This is a genomic window from Acinetobacter boissieri, assembly GCF_900096955.1.
Taxonomy (GTDB): domain Bacteria; phylum Pseudomonadota; class Gammaproteobacteria; order Pseudomonadales; family Moraxellaceae; genus Acinetobacter; species Acinetobacter boissieri.
Genome location: NZ_FMYL01000006.1, coordinates 101692 through 119548 on the forward strand (window position 1 = coordinate 101692; position 17857 = coordinate 119548).

Here is a 17857-nt window from a genome sequence, read left to right on the forward strand (position 1 = left end):
GTCTTTACGTTATTTAAAATCTATGGCTTTATTATTAAATTATATTTTATAATCTAGGTGATAGTATTTAGACATTAACTCAAATTTGCTTTTTACGAACATTTTTTTAAAAATATGCTGTATGTGTGTTTTTACAGTTGCAAGGCTAATAAAAAGTAAGTTTGCGATATCTTGATTTTTCTTTCCTTCAAGTAATAAAGATAAAACCTTTTTCTCTTTATTTGTTAGACAATCTGTAGGACTATTCAAACCTATATTTTGAGGTTGTGGTTCTAAACGAATACAGTCTAAGGAGTGCTTTGCAATCGCATGGCAACTTTGAATTGTCATGAGTTCATGGTCTGAAAAATGTCTTTCATTTTCTCCACGAATTAAACTAATCCCTTTAATGGTCTGATTGCTGGTTTTAAATACCAACTCTACATTATCAATTACATGAATATTTTTTAAAAAACTTTGATATCTAGGTGTAATTGTCTTTGTATTGAGCAAGATAATTTCTTCTGTATTATCAAGATTGTTTTTGAAAAATACAGGGTCATATTTACACATTTTATTGAGATAAATATCCATTGCTTGTGCAGGAATATTTTGATAATTAAACCAATTTAATTCAGATTGATTGATATCTGTTTCATAAGCAAAAAACTTTGTAAAAGGAACAGATTTGCCAATACCTGTTAGAAAATGATCTACAAAAGAGTTCCAATTGTTGCCAGTCATTACGAATCTACCAAGACCAAATGATATACATAGCTAATGCAATTTTTGTTCCTAATTTGTTATGTAATCTAAAAATATAAATTTTTTATTGAAAAGAAATACATTTACACTACGTGCACTGGGCGTATTCTTAATTTTTTAGTACTGCATTGAAAATAAGTGATCTTTTAATAAGCTCCTTTTTAATGCATTTTTTAGACATAGTAAAGAGATTGCACCTAATGGATGCAATTTCTTTACTATGTTTGAAATTAGATTTTTATAAAAAAATTTATTATAAAAACATGATTCATAGTTAATTTAATAAGAACATTTTTTATTAAAGAAAGATATTTAAATAATAACTTTTATATATAAAATTGCTCAATTTCGATAACTCTTATAATAGCGACCGATCTAGACTGTTATTAAAGGTCAATATTGGTAGGATAAAATGTCATCAGAAAATAAATTAAAATCAGGAAGCCTTGGACTATTTTCCATTGTCTTCTTTGTTGTTGCTGCAGCCTCACCTTTGACAGGAATTGTTGGTGTACTTCCTGTCGCTTTTTCGCTAGGAAATGGGGCAGGTGTTCCGGGTGTGTATTTGTTGGCAGGAATATTACTGGTTTTATTTAGCTTTGGTTTTGTTGCAATGAGCAAACATACTTCCGAATCGGGGGCTTTTTATGCTTATATTAGTAAAGGACTAGGTTTCTCATCGGGTTTAGCTGGCTTAAATTTAGCGCTTCTTGGTTATATCTGCATGCAATTTGCAATCAGCGCAATGTTTGGCTTTTTCACAGATGAACTTATTAAATCATTTCATATTCATTCGCCTATTCCTTGGTGGGGATATTCAATATTCATGCAGATTATTGTCATTCTGCTTGGTATATCTAAAGTAGAAATTGGTGGTAAAGTCCTTGGATTGTTGATGATTTTTGAAATTGGTATTGTCATGCTTCTTGATTACGCGATTCTTCATCGTACATCAACAATTGAATTTAGTTCATTTGCACCATCTACTTTATTTAGTGGTAATTTTGGTATTGCCATGGTGTTTGCCATCTGTTCTTTTATTGGTTTTGAAGCAACAGCGCTTTATGCAGAAGAGTGTAAGAACCCAGAGAAAAATATTTCTAGAGCAACATTTATTGCAGTCATTATAATCACTTTATTCTTTTCATTTAGTGCTTGGGCTGTTATACAGCATTTAACGAGCTTGAGTAAAACAGTAAATTTTGCATCAATTGATGCAACAACGCTTATTTTTAGTATGACACAACAGTTACTTGGAGATTGGGCTGTACAGGCAATGTCTATATTACTCGTCACCAGTCTTTTTGCTGCCAATCAAGCATTTCACAACTCACTTTCACGCTATTTATTTACGATGGGGCGGGACAAATTAGCGTGGTCAAGGCTTTCAGATATTCATAAAAAGCATCAAACACCGTATATGGCAGGGATTGTACAAGGGATATTCATGATCATTATGCTGTTATTGTTTGGACTATTTAAACTTGATCCCATGAATAATGTTTTTGCTTGGTCATCTGTTCTTGGAAGTATGGCTATTTTAGCACTACAAGTTGGAGTATGTTTTGCTGTTATTCGTTTCTTTAAAATGAATAAACATCTCAATGTTTCTAAATGGAGTGCAGTCATTGCTCCTGCTATTTCTGCAGCAGGTATGACTTATGTACTATTTAATGTGTTTGAAAATCTGAAGGTCATTAGTGGGTCATCATCTCCTGTATTACTGGCATTACCTTGGATTATACTTGGTACGATTTTACTTGGGTTTTTAAAAGCGTTACATGTAAAATATCAAAATAAAAAAGTAACTCTTCCCATTTTAGAGCGTTAACTGCGATTATAAAGTGTAAATAGCAATCTTATATATTTGAGTGCTATTTACACAAAATTGGTCTGTATTTTGCTTATTGAATACTATCCTAAAAGATAGAATTCATAACAATGGATCATCAAAATAGTTTTTGTAAAGCGTCAAATATTCTTGAAATCAATCATCATGCACAAATGTTCCAAGATTGGGAATTATCTTATAATCAAATATCAACAGGTCAATTTAAAAGTTCCCTTGATAGCCTAACGTTTAATAATATAGACCTTTATCGCGAATGTTTTTCAACCTCTATCTTTCAACAAGGCGCTGCAAGACGTAATTGTCTTAACCTTGGTTTATATGTAGATCATAAAATACCAATCATTTGGCAAGGCAGACACTTAAAGCACAATGAAATCATCGCGATTATGGGGAATAAAGAACTCATGCTCATGACTCCTGAAGAGTCTGTCTGTTTAGGACTGAGTATTCCAATTTCGTGTTTTGAGGATGCTACAAAAGAAAAGCTCCTCACGGGCTTTACTATTCAAAAGGAGATAGAGGTAACCATTTATCCTAAAATTGGAACCTTGGTAAATACACTTTTATCTCATCCAATGCTCGTTGCAACGGAACGTACGCGGACACAAATACAAGATGATCTGCTTGATCTGATTATTCAAAGCATTGATCATCAACCTGAAAAAATAATGGTCTCTACTCAAAAAGCGACATCTGTTGTGAATAGAGTCATTGAGTATACGCACAGTCATTGTGATCAACTCTTTGCTATTTCTGATTTATGTTCAATTACCAATACGTCTAGAAGAACACTTCAAAGTTGCTTTGAAAAGAGTACAGGTATGAGTCCAGCATTATTTTTAAAGTATTTAAGATTAAATAAAGTCAGAAAAGAGCTTGCTCAAATCACAGCAAATAGTTCAATTAGTACAATTGCCACCCATTTCGGTTTTTGGCATCTTTCACAATTTGCTTATGACTATAAGCGTTTATTTTTAGAGTCACCATCGGACACATTGAAGTCGAATCAAAAGATTCAAAAATATATTTAGTGATGAGTATGAAGGTGCTTAACATCCTATTAAGCACCTTCATGATATTCACCGAGAGAAGTATCATATCCTGTGATACTTACGCATTTGTACATCACTTCAGTTTGAAATGTACAGCTCCTTTGCGATTCCATTATTGTAACGAAAATTAAAACTACAGGTGTAGAGCTATTTGGTGTCTAAACGTGTACGAAAAATCGTAGAAAGCTGTCTTTTAAATGACATATTTACTTTGAGTCATTGTAGACATAAAACAGAATATCTGTTCTTTATAGCTAATAAAACCTTCATATTTGCCTTTTCTAATACGTGCATCTTTAAATATAAAAGGTGTATGGTCTTGCCAAAAAATAGCCTAACGGCATTAGATTTATGGAATATATGGTTATTATGCTTGTCCTGTGCTGTTTTAAATATTTTTATACCTATCGGTGGTCGTATAGATCAGTTTTTTTCAGCACCTTGGGTAAGTCCTGTGGGTGACTATACCTATATGAATAATCCATATTTGGTATCAATTGGGCATTATGGGCTTAAATATGTAGTCATTTTTATTGCTGTAATGCACCTCATTATTTTGATCTATTTAAAGATGAATAAAAAGAATCCAAGATTACAAAAAATATGTATGATGGTTCTACTTTCAATGGCTTGCTCTGTCAGTTATATTGCAGTACTTAAATCTTTTTCTGCGCATGCTTGTCCTTGGTCTATGGTGAGTATTCATTTGGGTCATGTACAGTGGCTTCAAGATATGCAAACAAGTGCAAGATGTTTCCCTGGTGGACATGCTTCTGGTGGTTTCTCCCTCATTATTTTATTTTTTGCATATCGTCATGATTACCCTCGGCTTGCACGTATTGGACTAACAATTGCCTTAGTGCTTGGTTTTATGATGAGCTGGGTTCAAATGGTCAGAGGCGCACACTTTTTAAGCCATAATTTGTGGTCTTTATGGTGGTCGTGGCTTGTTGCATTTATCATATATAAAGCTTTTCGTAGATTTTTTTTAGGTTTTAAGCCACTTGCCGTAGAGCACTCATAAACTCTTAATTTTTGTACGCTGTAATAGCGTATGTGTGAATATATAGATGGTCATTATGCGTTTACCTTTTAAATTTAAACAGTTAAATATGAGTTTATTCATGTTTAATTTGTTATTAGCGATATGGATGTCAGGTTTTGCAAATTTTCGTTTTTATCAGAAAATCACTGAGTACAGTGCTTTTCATGGTATTTATGATTTTGTATTCTTAGCAGTTACTTTTCTTATTTTGAGCTGTCTTTATTTATTTATATTACAGTTTATTTCATGGCATCGTACAGCAAAGATCATAGCACTGTTATTTATTATTCTTACATCTAGTAGTAGTTATTTTGTCAATCAGTTAGGCATAGATATTACTAAAGAGCAAATTCAAAATGTGATGCAAACAGATGTGAATGAAGTAAAGGATTTAATTTCTATCCCTTTTTTCATACATTTTATTGAGTTTTTCTTCATTCCACTTCTTGTACTGCTATGTATTCGCATTCAGCCTAAACCTTTTTTGAGTACTATTTATCAAAAAGTTATCGTTAGTTTCATCGCATTATTTGTCGTAGGATTAGGTCTATTTTCATTTTATAGCCAATATGCACCTATTTTTAGAGAACATCGTGAATTAAAAGGTCAAATTTCACCACTCAATATCATTGCAAATGGTACAAGTTATTTTAAAAAGCAATTTAAACAAGGGAATCCACCCTTAGTACATTATGGTACAGATGCTAAATTTGTAGGCCAAGCACAGCAGCCAAAAATTGTAGTCCTTATTGTGGGTGAAACAGGTCGTGCACAAAGTTTTAGTCTGAATGGTTATGATCGTCCAACGAATCCAACGCTAAGTAAGCTTGATTTAGTTAACTTTACAGCAGCGTCATCTTGTGGAACACAGACCTCTGTTTCCTTACCTTGTATGTTTTCTGGTATGCCAAGAAAACAATACGATGAAGATTTGGCTTCGCACCGTGAAGGTTTATTAGATATTGCAAAACGTGCAGGCTATGAAGTGACTTGGATAGATAATAATTCGGGGTGTAAAGGGGCATGTGACCGTATTCAACACGTAATTATTCCTGAAAATGACCCGAAATATAAACAGTGGTGTGAAGGTGGTGAGTGCTATGATGAAGTACTGTTGCAAGGACTCCATAACTATTTAAGTACCTTAGATGTGAAAGCACTTAAACAAAATCAATTGATTATTTTACATCAAGTCGGTAGTCATGGGCCTGCATATTACAAACGCTATCCAAAAGAATTTGAAACATTTAAGCCAGTATGTGCAACCAACAGTATTCAAAAGTGTAGTCGTGAGGAACTCATTAACACGTATGATAATACGATTGTTTATACCGACTATATTATTAGTAGTGTCGTGAAACAGTTGCAAGGACTTCCTGTGGCATCTAGTATGTTTTATTTATCTGATCATGGTGAATCTACAGGTGAAAATGGCATGTACTTGCACGGTGCGCCATATTTAATTGCACCAAAAGAGCAAACACATATTCCAATGATGCTATGGTTCTCAGAGCAGTGGCCAAATAAAGTACGAAGTACAGCATGCCTGAAAGCGAAAAGCCATGATGCTGTGAGTCAGGATAATCTATTTCCTACAGTACTTAATTTAATTGATGTAAAAACCCAAGTTGCAGATTTAAGCTTAGACTTACTGCATCAATGTCAGGGAAACTGAAATGATTAAAATACTGCTCATTGAAGATGATTTAATGATTAGTAAAACAACCATGCAGCTTTTGAGTTATGAAAATTATCATGTCGATTGGGCTAAAACAGGGTTGGAAGCATTAGACTGTTTGTCTAAACAGTTTTATCACCTTGTTTTACTTGATCTTGGGTTACCCGAGTACGATGGGATAGATGTGTTGCAGTATTTACGAAAAACACTCAATCTACACAAAACAGGCGTGATTATTTTAAGTGCCCGTGACCAAACGAAAGATAAAGTACAAGGGCTTAAACTCGGTGCAGATGATTATTTGGTGAAGCCTTTTGTTTTTGATGAACTATTGGCTCGTATCGAAGTTGTGATTCGTCGTGGTGTGGCACATAGCGATGAAGAAGTATGTTTTAAAGTGGGGACATTGACCATGTTTCCACAAACACATCGGTTTTTTGACCATGACACACAGATTATTTTGTCGAGTAAAGAGTGGGCAATTATTGAGCCGATGATGATGTATCCCAATCAGATTTTCTCAAGAGATATGCTTGAACAAAAACTATATGATTGGGACGATGATATTCAAAGTAATACGATTGAAGTGCATATTTATAATTTACGTATAAAGTTAGGTAAACACCGAATTCGAAATGTACGTGGCTTGGGGTATTGTTTAAATACTTCAGATGGAAAAAATCATTGATGACATGCATATGTTAAAAAAACTACGTGCCAAATATTATAGTTATTCACTCAGTAAACGAATGTCTGTCACCATCTGTATTTTTAGCTTGGTGTTATTATTACTGATTGGTATCTCGGCTTATCGTATTTCTTTAGAAGAATCGCAAGAAGTCATTGATCGTCAAATGCAAGAAATGGCTAATTTTTTAGAGGGGCATAATCAAGAGTTTAGAACGTCAGAGTTTAATCCGCAATATCGTTATAATGAAGCCGATGTATTTATTGATGTGGTTGAAAAATCAGAATTAAAACATACGGGGTTGTCACACGGGTATTTGATGCCCGTAGCACAACGTGCTTATTTTACTAACCAAATGACTTCTCGGGGGGACTTGAAAATTTATGTTCGCCCTGTTGGAGCTAAGCAAATACAAATTAGCCAACTTATGCGTGTAAGGGTAGCTTTGGCAAAAGAGCTTGCTATGAATATGCTGTTGCCGTATTTGTTTTTTGTACCTTTGGGTGTATGGGGACTTCATCGCCTGATTAAAAAGCATTTAAGACCACTGGCAGACTTAAAACAGGTTTTTTCTCACCGCCATCACTCTGATTTATCAGAAATAAAAATTGCTAAACTGCCTACAGAAATTATTCCTGCCATTAATGAATTAAATCATTTGTTTGAGCGGATACAATATGCGAAAAATCAACAACAATTATTTGTTGCAAATGCAGCACATGAGCTAAGAACACCATTAACAGCCATACAGTTACATGTTGAGCTATTACAGCGAACACAACAACACAGTGCTAGTGCTATTTATCAAGATAATTTAGCGGACTTGCAGCTCAGTACACAGCGTATGGCACGGCTGGTAGAACAGTTAATGAAACTGGCACATCAAGATGATATGAATGTTGAGCAGTTTGTTGCTGTAGATTTGTTGGATGTTTTAAGGCAGTCGATCAGTCAACTGCAACCTGCATTGCTTAGAAAAGGTATGCACTTTAATGTAGATATTCAGCCAGAATTAAATACACCATATATTTGGGCAACTTATGCCACTATTGAAAGTATTCTTTTAAATATTTTAGACAATGCAATTAAGTATGCACCTGATAATGGCTATATTTTAGTAAAAGTGATGCTTTTAGATCAAAATGTTATCGTTGAAGTACATGATAGTGGTTTAGGTATACCTGAGCATCAACTTCAAATGGTAAGAGACAAATTTGTACGATTAGTAGAGACCCAGCAACACGTGGTTGGAAGTGGTCTAGGCTTATCTATTGTTGATACAGCCTTGGCTTTAATAGACGGAAAGCTCGTACTCTCGAGTTCTACTGAGCTTTCAGGGCTATGTGCTCGCTTGTGTTTTAAAGCCTGCTCTTCATGTTGATGTGTTTTTTTTGGGCATAACCATGGGTTCACCTGCCACGAATCCTTGTTCAAAGGCCAAACCGTAAACCTGCTGTAGATGTATAGGACAAGTAGCTTGGTCTTTATTATCTGCTTTTATAATCTGTTGCTGTTTTAAAAAGAAAAAGTCATCTGCATATAAAAATGCTAAATTAGGGTCATGCATAATGGCAACAATGGTGTAGCCTTGTTGGCTTAAATGCTGTAATTTTTCCATTAAAAATGCTTGATAGTACATATCTAAATGGTTGGTTGGTTCGTCTAAAAAAATGACTTTCGGATTTTGTGTCAAAATTCGTGCAATCATGACCAATTGGCGCTCACCGCCCGAGAGCGTGGTATAATCTCGTTGTGCTAAATGTTGAATATCTAAAGATTTTAAAGCATCAAAGGCTTGATCTTGATCTGTTGAAGAGGGTTTATAGCCTGAAAAGGCACTGCGTCCAGTTAATACGACATCGAGTACTTGAAAGTTAAATACACTGTGATGGTTTTGTGCCAAAAAACCAAACTGTTTGGCCCGCTGTGTCCCTTTTAGTACCTGTAAAGGTTGTGTTTCAAATAAAATTTGACCTTGTTGTAGTGGGTAAATGCCTGCCATAAGGTTAAATAAAGTTGACTTACCACTGCCATTTTTACCCAATAACACAGAAAAACGTTCTGCATTAAATTGTAAATTAATATGGTCTAATATTTGGCGATTTTGGTACTGAAAACTTAATTCACGAATATAAATATTGGTCATGATTACGCCCAGTTCATGTTGTAGCGACGAATTAAATATAAAAAGATGGGTGCACCAAGTAGCATGGTAAAAATACCAATTGGAATTTCAAAGCTAGAAAAAGTGCGTGAAATATTGTCAATGAGTAGTAAAAAAGAACCACCTAAAAAAATATTTGCAGGTACAGTTTTGGCATTGTTTGGACCAATCATCATACGAATAAGGTGGGGGAGAAATAAGCCATATAAGCTAATAATTCCTGCGACAGCCACTGAAGAAGACGTGGCTAGAGTCACGCAAAGAATCACAATAAACTGATCTTTTTTGGGGTCGACTCCTACAGCTTGTGCTTCTAAATGACCCAAAGCCAGTAAGTTTAAACGCCAACGTAAAATATATAAAACAAGCAGTGATACCGAAATCGGAAGTACTGCTTGATGTACTTTGCTCCATGTCGCTTGATGTAAGTTACCCATGGTCCATTGTACAATTGCTTGAAGTTTATAAGGATCACTTAAATACTGCACAATACTCAGTCCTGCAATAAATAAACCCGACACAATCATGCCTGACAGTAAAATCACGACCACAGAACTTTTTTCATAGCGTTGTTGTGCAAAAGTATATGTTAGACACACGGCAAAAATGCCAAAAATAAAGGCTGAAATTTGTACTGGTAACCACTGGGTAAGCAATGCCAAAGCTGCCCCAAGTGCCGCCCCAGATGATATGCCTAAAATATAAGAGTCGACCAATGGATTACGAAACAGCGCTTGTAAAGCATTGCCTGAAGAGGCGAGTGCAGCACCCACTAAAAAAGTTAAAAACACCCGAGGCATGCGAATATTTATAATAATATTTTGCATCATAGCAAGATCATTGGCATGGTATTGGCTAAAGTAGTGTGAGGGTAAGACAAAGCTAATCAATGCATGGGCATAATCTATACAGTCAAATTGCTGTGAGGGTCCAATGAGTAAAGAAAAAATAATAAATGGAATAGGAAACACATAAATCATGTAAAAAACAGAGGTTTTCAAAATATATCCTTACGTATTTTTAGCAAGTTGCAGTAACTGCTCTGCAATGATTGGGCCATAAAACATGCTTAAAATACGTTTTTGATCTTGGCTAGCGTGCGTAACGGAGTGTGCTGATGGGTTGACCCAATGATGTAGCTGATTGGCAGCCAGTAAAATTTTTGGCGTATGTGGGTTAAATAAAAAACTTGGATTTAAGCTGAATACATGTTTGTTTTGTACAGCCTTTAGGGCATGTAATTCGGGACGTGCATAAATAAGCTCTGGATTAGAGTTCCATAGCAAAATCACGTCTGGATTCCATTCAATTAAATGTTCTGGGTTCACTGTGGGCTGGTCTACATCTATTTTAATAATATTTTCAGTACCTGCCAACGTCATTACAGTATTTGGCATAGAGTTACGCCCAGAAGTTGAAAAAATACGTCCACCTGACCAAGCGTAATAAACCTGCTTTGGAGGGGTACGACTGCTGTTCTGCATGGTTTTAATTTCATGTTCAATAAAATGCGTTAATTGATTAGCTCGATTCGATGTTCCAGTGAGCTCTCCAAGATCAAGCAGTTCTTTACGCGTTTGGGGATAATTTTCTGACTGTACTGCATAAACGGCAATGTGCATGCTTTTTAGCAGTTCTATGACGTCTTGTTGTCCTGAGTTGACTAAAACTAAATCGGGCTGTAATGCCACAATGCTTTCTAAATTGGTCGATGCTTCCCAGCTACTTGGGGTCGCAATTTTTTGTTGTGCAATACGTGAATCAAGTAAACGATAGGCTGCAAAAAGGTTTGGTGAATGGTAAATTTTAGCAGGTATACCCACCACAGCATTGCCTGCACCGAGCATGTATAAGTCGTCTAGACTGGCTTCAAATAACACAACAATACGCTGTGCAGGGCGTGTTAATGTCACTGTGTGGTTTAAAGCATCTGTGACCTGTATGTGGGCAGATAAAATAGCAGAATGGTCAGATTCGGCTACAGATGTAGGTACACTGCATGCGCTGAGTGACAAAGTGACACAAAGCATATGCATCACAATATGCCATATTTTTTGACGAAAAATATACATTTCTAGATATTTGTTCCACACACTGTATTAAATAAAAACGCCAAACGATGTTGGATTTTACGCATATAATCTAAAAAAATCATAAAAATACATATTTTTTTATCAGAAACAACCACATAAAAAAAATAAGGATGGTTTCCATTTATCTAATTTAAAAGTTTTTTATTTTTAATATGTTAACTGTAATTTATTATTTATAAAATAATTGATAGGTTCTACATTATTATCTTTAGACCATGATCAACCTTAAATAAATATTGAATTTTTGTATAAATTATAGTTACAATGTTACATTATAACGTAAACTTTATCGAAGTTAAACCACATGAAACAATGGCTCAACCTTGTACCTTTATCTCTTCTTTGCGTGACGCCTTTGACGCAAGCAGAAGAACAAAAAGCGACCAATCATCAAGATGTTGCGGTATTAGATTCTCTTTCATTTAAGTCAGACAGCACAGTCAAAGTGCCTTATGCAGGTAAGCCTTCAAGCGCATCTACCAAATTCGCAATTGACCCCATGAAAACGCCAAAAAATGTGGCTGTTGTTTCTGAGAAAGTATTACAAGATACCAATGCGCAGCGTATTAGCGATACATTGGCTGTGGTGAGTGGCGTATCTGTACTGAATCCATTTGGTGGGTTATGGGATAACTATTCGGTGCGAGGTTTTTATACGGATCAAACCATTGGTGCATCAAGTTTACGTAATGGTATTAATAATTTAGGTTTATCTGCTTCAAGAGATATGTCTAATATTCAGCAAGTTGAATTTTTAAAAGGCCCTGAAGCGGCCATGTATGGGGCAGGCGACCCAGGTGGTACGCTAAATGTTGTCACTAAAAAACCAAAATTTAGTCCTGAGCATGAAGTTTCTGCACGTGCAGGCTCACACGACCAATACCGTGTTGCAGTTGGTTCAACCAATGCCATTACAGATACTTTAGCTTACCGTTTCGATGCGGCATATGAAAACAATCATAGTTTTCGAGATTTTGTAAAGAATGATCGTGTATTTGTTGCGCCACAACTGACATGGAAACCGTCAGAGCAAACACAAGTGGATTATGACAGTGAATATTCAACCATTCACACCCAGTTTGACCGTGGTGTAGTCGCTGTAAATAATCAGCTTGGTGTGATTCCAATCAGTCGATTTTTAGGTCAAAAAAATGATGGTCTGCTGACCATGAAAGACTATTTACAGCAATTACGTGTTGAACATCTGTGGAATGATGCGTGGAAAAGCCAAGCCTCATTCACTTATAAAGATAACAGTTTAACAGGGTATTCAACTGAAGCACGTTTGCAAGAAGTTGCAAGCAATGGAAACTTAAACCGAGAACGTCGTTTACGTGATAACCATTCGACCAGTTATTTACTCAACCATGATCTTTTGGGTGAGTTTGCTACAGGTAGTATTGAACATAAAGTGGTGATTGGGACAACATTAAGTGAGTTAACGCTTGAAAACACTCTAAAACGTTATCGTGCCAATTCTTATTTTATTAACATTTATAATCCTGTTTATACAACCAATTTACCAGATGTGACTAGTACAGTATCGAGTACGAAAGAAGTTCAAAAAAATGCGGCGTTAACCTTAAGTGATTTTATTGAATTAGATCCACATTGGTCTGTGTTGTTAGGTGGTCGTTTAGACTATTACAAGCAATCACTCTTGAACAAAAGAACCAATGGCTTAGGTAAAGACAACTTTACACACTTTAGTCCAAGAGCATCAATCAATTATTTAGTGAATGATCAATGGTCTGTGTTTGCCAGTGCAGGACAGGCATTTCACTTAAACTCAGGCCTAGATATTAATGGCAATGGTTTTGATCCGGAAAAATCGTGGACGTATGAGTTAGGTGCAAAAGCAAAACTACTAGATGGTTTATTGACCTCATCAATGTCAGTGTTCCACGTGAAAAAACAAAATGTGTTGGCTGCCAATCCTTTAGATCCGGCATTTAATATGGCCAACGGCGAAGAAAAAAGTCGTGGTGTTGAGTTAGACTTGTCGGCTCAACCGACTGAACGTTTGAACCTGAAGCTTGCATATACTTATACTCATGCCAAAGTTGAAAAAGGTGATTATCAAGGCGCACGTATTTTAAATAGCCCTAAAAACAGTGCAAACGTGTTAGCAAGCTATGACTTGTGGCAATCTGGCGAGCAAAAAATTGGTTTAGGTGGTAATGTACAGTACATGTCTTCACGCTCAGGTAGCATGGCAGACAATGGCTTTAATTTGCCTGCATATACCATAGCGAACGTTAATGCTTACTATGAAGCAAACAGTAATTTACGTTTCCAAGCGACACTCAATAATGTATTTAACAAAACGTATTATGCGTCAAGCTATGCACAACAGTGGGTGACGCCGGGTAATCCACGTGAAGTCTTTTTAACGGTAAACTACAAATTCTAATGGAGTAAATATGCTTTTTTTGACCTCACCAACAGCATTACGGTTTGAAGTGGTTGAGAAAGCAGATGCTTTGCAAATTCAAGCGATTACTGATTTTGTGATGGCAGGCCGAGAGATTATGTTTCCAATGTTAGATCATCAGGTATTGCCTGATGATCTTTTTTCTTTTGAGCAAACCTTTATAGCGCATGATTTAGGTTGTTTTATTATTGTCTATGATCAGAAAAAATTAGTTGCAGTTGCAGGTTTTAAAGCCTATGACCAACGTTTTCAGACTTTATTTAATGTGGAAGGGCAAAGGTCAGTTGAGTTAGTAAAATTGTATGTATTACCAAAGTATCGTAGGCAACAAATTGCAACTTTAGTGGTGCAACAGTTAAAACAATCTGCCAAAGAAAAAAATATAGATATTATTTATTTACATACCCATCCTTTTTTAGATGGAGCTAAGGTATTTTGGCAACAACAAGGGTTTAGCATATTATTACAAGAGCAAGATCCGACTTGGAAAACCATACATATGAGCTTACGTTTATAGTAATCACAGATATAAGAATAAGTATATAATAAATAATGCATAAGAAATAAATGAGTATTTAAGTCATGGAATACATACAAAGTTTGTTGGGTGGTGTGCTCATAGGTGTTGCTGTGGTTGGCTATTTATTTACTCATGGCCGTGTGGCTGGTGTAAGTGGCATGATTTCACAGCAATTTAATTTAAAAGGCATATTTCAACGTAGTAGCTTTTGGTTTTTGGTGGGCTTAATGGCAGTAACGTTTATTTATCAACAAATTAAACCATTGAATATTCAGTTTGAAGCATCGGCTATATGGCTTGTTGTAAGTGGATTATTGGTTGGTTTTGGTACACGTTTAGGCTCTGGTTGTACCAGTGGACATGGGGTATGTGGTATTAGTCGTTTGTCTTTGCGCTCAATTATTGCAACACTTGTATTTATGTGCATGGGTTTTTTAACGGTTTTTATTTTCAAACATTATTTGGCCTAAGGAGTACACCATGAGAAAAGCATTGGCATTTTTATGGGGTGGTATTTTTGCATTAGGTTTGATTATTTCAGATATGGTTAACCCACAAACAGTGCAATCTTTTTTAGATATTTTTGGGCAATGGAATGCACGTTTGGCTTTTGTGATGATTGGGGCAATTTTAGTCGCGATTATTCCATTTCAATTGGTTAAACATCGTAAGATTAAACATACTTGGTTTAATGAAGAAATAAGATTACCCACACAGCAAAAAATAGATAGCCGATTGTTACTTGGAGCAACCTTGTTTGGTATTGGATGGGGAATTTCTGGTGTTTGCCCCGCACCTGCAGTAGCACTAATTTCTTTGGGGTATACGCAAGCCATTTATTTTATGGTTGCGATGTTTTTAGGCATGTGGTTGTATCATAAAGTAGTGAAGTAAAATACATAATATTTTGAATTATATGATAAATTTTAAAAAATTATCGTCATTTTCAATAACTATGCTATGTGTTTCTAGTACCTATAAAATGTGACTTGTGTTACAATTTGGTGACAAACAATAACGGTTATATGCTTTTGTTTCAAATGGGGTGGGCACTGTCAATCAGTGCAATCATTTTACAACTTGCAGTTTTTTTACAGCCTTTTTTGCCACAGCAAATGCAGGTGACTGTACTGTGCGAAACGATTACAAGCGTAATGCAACAGCCAGATCTTGTCACTACACATGACATGCACCACTCAGATATGATGAGTGCAGCACATCATCATACTCAAATTTCAGACCATCCCACTTTTATTAAACAAGTACATTCAAATCATGACGCTGGTATGCATGATGCATATCATCATTGTCCATTTTGTACGGTCTATAATCATCTTATTCCATTTTTAGACCTCGATATTGACGAGGTCTTGGTCAAATTAAACGTTAGACTCTTGGCATTTATACATGTGTTTAAGCATGTCTACTTTAATTTACAGCGTTTATTTCTCATACCTCAAGGGCGAGCACCGCCACAATTTAGCTAGAACAAGTCCTTAAACATGTATTTAACACGTCATATTGGGTGGTTTTACCCAGTATTGCTTTGTTACAGCTAAAATTTGAGAAAAATATGTCAACTTCAACTTATGTACTTCGCCCTCTCGCTGCCATGATTTCATGTGCTTTATATATGCAGCATGCATATGCAGATCAACACATAGTGCGGCTTACTCCGATTGTGAGTACTGCAGAAAAAGGCAATACTGCCAATGGTCTAATTGTGGTACTCAACCCTAAACAGCCGACTCAGCCTATACCATCTGTAGATGGCGCTGCTTATTTACAAAATGTTATGGGTTTTAATGCGGTTAAAAGTGCAGGTATGGTCAATAGTGATATTACTTTTAGAGGTATGTTTGGTTCTCGTATTAAAGTATTGTCCGACAACTCTGAAAACCTGGGTGCATGTGGTGGGCGTATGGATGCACCAACTTCGTATATTTCACCTGAACGTTTCGACCAAATGACGGTGATTAAAGGCCCAGAAACAGTCAGATTTGCTAATCCTGGTTCTGCTGCAACTGTATTGTTTGAGAGTCAGCCTGTACAGTTTAATGATGGTCAGTTTTACAAAGGTCAAGTGAGTACCGTCATGGGGTCATTTGGTCGTTTAGACCATAATGTAGATGTTGCTGTGGGCGAGCAAAATTATTATGCCCGATTAAATGCAAACCGTTCGGTATCAAATGATTATGTTGATGGTACCGGAAAAACGGTGCATGCCAATTGGGAAAAATGGAATACAGATCTTGCATTGGGCTGGCGACCAACTGAACATACATGGTTAGAAGCAACCGCAGGCAAGGCCAATGGACAAGTGGCCTATGCAGGCCGTGGTATGGATGGAACATTGTTTGCGCGTGACCATTTAGGGCTTCGTTTACAGCAGACTCATATTAATGATGTGATTGAAAAAATAGATTTACAGGTGAATTATAATTTTAATGACCATGTAATGGATAATTATGGATTACGGCCACTCAATCAAAGAATGGCTATGACATCGAATGTTGCTCGTAAAACGCTGAATGAGCGCATGGAGATCACTGCACATGTGCGTGATTGGACGCTGCAAACAGGACTAGACCATCAATATAATAGTCATAGCAAGCGTGGCACACGAGCGTACAAGCAATTACCACGTCAAAAAGATATGTCATTTGAGTCATTTGGTATATTTGCTGAAGCATCACATGATCTTTCTGAACAACAAAAATTGGTACTCGGCACACGTGTTGATGCGGTAACAGTCAGAGACTTTAGAGTTGCTAAACAGCAATTTAATCAAAAGCGTAGCCAAACTTTACCAAGTGGCTTTGTACGTTTAGAGAGTGAATTTCCTACACTCAATACCAAGACCTATGTGGGAATTGGACATGTGCAACGTATGCCAGATTATTGGGAAATTTTTTCGCCAAGTTTAGGTAACGGTAGCACCGATGCATTTAATACAGTGAAAACAGAAAAAACGACGCAACTTGATTTGGGTTACCAGTATCAGGGTGACGACTTCAACCATTGGGCATCTGCATATGCAGGATATGTACAAGATTTTATTTTGACCCAATATGGTACTGCAACGAATGCCTTAAATGTAAATGCTAAAATTGCAGGTGGTGAATTCGGTGTAGGGTATAAATTTACACCACATATTCAGACGGATGTGAGTGCGATGTATGCTTGGGGAGAAAACACAACGCAAAAACGTGCTTTAGCACAAATTGCGCCGTTAGAAGCGCGTGTAAACTTACGTTATGTCGCAGACCAATATAGCGTTGGTGCACTGTGGCGTGTAGTGGGATCACAGCATCGTTATAGCCAAAAACAAGGCAACGTTGTGGGATATGATTTAGGGCCAAGTCAAGGCTTTGCAACATTATCTTTGAATGGTGCATACCGTTGGAATAATGGAGTAACCTTAGCTTTAGGCATTGATAATATGTTTGATCGAACCTACAGCGAGCACTTAAATAAATTGGGTAATGCCAACGTCGGTTTTAGTGGTACAGAGCAAATCAATAACATTGGCCGTAACTACTGGGCACGGATCGAATTTAAGTTTTAATTTATTTTAAAAAAGCACT

Annotated in this window: 16 protein-coding genes; 12 read left to right on the top strand and 4 right to left on the bottom strand. The window is 36.2% G+C overall.

Annotated features, from left to right (window positions below; genetic code table 11):
• Positions 1-39 precede the first annotated feature (39 nt).
• Positions 40-723 (bottom strand): response regulator transcription factor, encoded by a 684-nt coding sequence (locus BLS38_RS07435; protein WP_092748201.1) that lies wholly within the window; start codon positions 721-723, stop codon positions 40-42.
• Positions 724-1156: 433 nt separating this feature from the next.
• On the opposite strand from BLS38_RS07435, the gene BLS38_RS07440 reads away from it, so the two are divergent.
• From BLS38_RS07440 to BLS38_RS07465, 6 genes are all read left to right on the top strand, one after another.
• Positions 1157-2575, top strand: a complete 1419-nt coding sequence (locus BLS38_RS07440; RefSeq protein ID WP_092748203.1) for an APC family permease — start codon at positions 1157-1159, stop codon at positions 2573-2575.
• A gap of 110 nt (positions 2576-2685) precedes the next feature.
• Positions 2686-3627 (top strand): helix-turn-helix domain-containing protein, encoded by a 942-nt coding sequence (locus BLS38_RS07445; protein WP_092748205.1) that lies wholly within the window; start codon positions 2686-2688, stop codon positions 3625-3627.
• A gap of 340 nt (positions 3628-3967) precedes the next feature.
• Complete coding sequence (locus BLS38_RS07450; RefSeq protein WP_244518226.1) at positions 3968-4672, top strand: phosphatase PAP2 family protein; 705 nt, start codon at positions 3968-3970, stop codon at positions 4670-4672.
• Positions 4673-4718: 46 nt separating this feature from the next.
• Positions 4719-6368 (top strand): phosphoethanolamine transferase, encoded by a 1650-nt coding sequence (locus BLS38_RS07455; RefSeq protein ID WP_483069162.1) that lies wholly within the window; start codon positions 4719-4721, stop codon positions 6366-6368.
• A gap of 1 nt (position 6369) precedes the next feature.
• Complete coding sequence (locus BLS38_RS07460) at positions 6370-7059, top strand: response regulator (RefSeq protein ID WP_092748209.1); 690 nt, start codon at positions 6370-6372, stop codon at positions 7057-7059.
• Positions 7060-7069: 10 nt separating this feature from the next.
• Positions 7070-8440: a sensor histidine kinase gene (locus tag BLS38_RS07465; RefSeq protein WP_244518228.1), complete on the top strand. Its 1371-nt coding sequence runs from the start codon at positions 7070-7072 to the stop codon at positions 8438-8440.
• On the opposite strand, the gene BLS38_RS07470 is transcribed toward BLS38_RS07465, so the two are convergent.
• From BLS38_RS07470 to BLS38_RS07480, 3 genes are read right to left on the bottom strand one after another with little or no spacing between them, the layout of a single operon-like run.
• Entirely contained in the window at positions 8432-9205 is a 774-nt protein-coding gene (locus BLS38_RS07470; RefSeq protein ID WP_092748211.1) for an ABC transporter ATP-binding protein, read from the bottom strand. The two genes, BLS38_RS07465 and BLS38_RS07470, sit on opposite strands and share 9 nt — an antisense overlap.
• A gap of 2 nt (positions 9206-9207) precedes the next feature.
• Positions 9208-10203, bottom strand: a complete 996-nt coding sequence (locus BLS38_RS07475) for a FecCD family ABC transporter permease (protein ID WP_171258555.1) — start codon at positions 10201-10203, stop codon at positions 9208-9210.
• Positions 10204-10233: 30 nt separating this feature from the next.
• On the bottom strand, positions 10234-11259 hold the full coding sequence (locus BLS38_RS07480) for an ABC transporter substrate-binding protein (protein WP_092748382.1): 1026 nt from the start codon (positions 11257-11259) through the stop codon (positions 10234-10236).
• A 361-nt stretch (positions 11260-11620) separates the two neighbouring features.
• Here BLS38_RS07480 and BLS38_RS07485 point away from each other — a divergent pair, with 361 nt between their 5' ends.
• The 6 genes from BLS38_RS07485 to BLS38_RS07510 all read left to right on the top strand — a co-directional run bounded on the left by BLS38_RS07485 (position 11621) and on the right by BLS38_RS07510 (position 17838).
• The gene (locus BLS38_RS07485) at positions 11621-13729 is read left to right on the top strand and encodes a TonB-dependent siderophore receptor (protein WP_092748215.1); all 2109 of its coding nucleotides are present in this window, start codon (positions 11621-11623) and stop codon (positions 13727-13729) included.
• 10 nt (positions 13730-13739) lie between these two features.
• Positions 13740-14267 (top strand): GNAT family N-acetyltransferase, encoded by a 528-nt coding sequence (locus tag BLS38_RS07490; RefSeq protein ID WP_092748217.1) that lies wholly within the window; start codon positions 13740-13742, stop codon positions 14265-14267.
• A gap of 65 nt (positions 14268-14332) precedes the next feature.
• Complete coding sequence (locus BLS38_RS07495; protein ID WP_092748219.1) at positions 14333-14740, top strand: YeeE/YedE family protein; 408 nt, start codon at positions 14333-14335, stop codon at positions 14738-14740.
• Positions 14741-14750: 10 nt separating this feature from the next.
• Positions 14751-15164: a DUF6691 family protein gene (locus BLS38_RS07500; protein ID WP_092748222.1), complete on the top strand. Its 414-nt coding sequence runs from the start codon at positions 14751-14753 to the stop codon at positions 15162-15164.
• Positions 15165-15274: 110 nt separating this feature from the next.
• Complete coding sequence (locus tag BLS38_RS07505) at positions 15275-15757, top strand: DUF2946 domain-containing protein (RefSeq protein ID WP_244518230.1); 483 nt, start codon at positions 15275-15277, stop codon at positions 15755-15757.
• An 86-nt stretch (positions 15758-15843) separates the two neighbouring features.
• On the top strand, positions 15844-17838 hold the full coding sequence (locus BLS38_RS07510) for a TonB-dependent copper receptor (RefSeq protein WP_092748224.1): 1995 nt from the start codon (positions 15844-15846) through the stop codon (positions 17836-17838).
• The last annotated feature ends 19 nt before the right edge of the window (positions 17839-17857 follow it).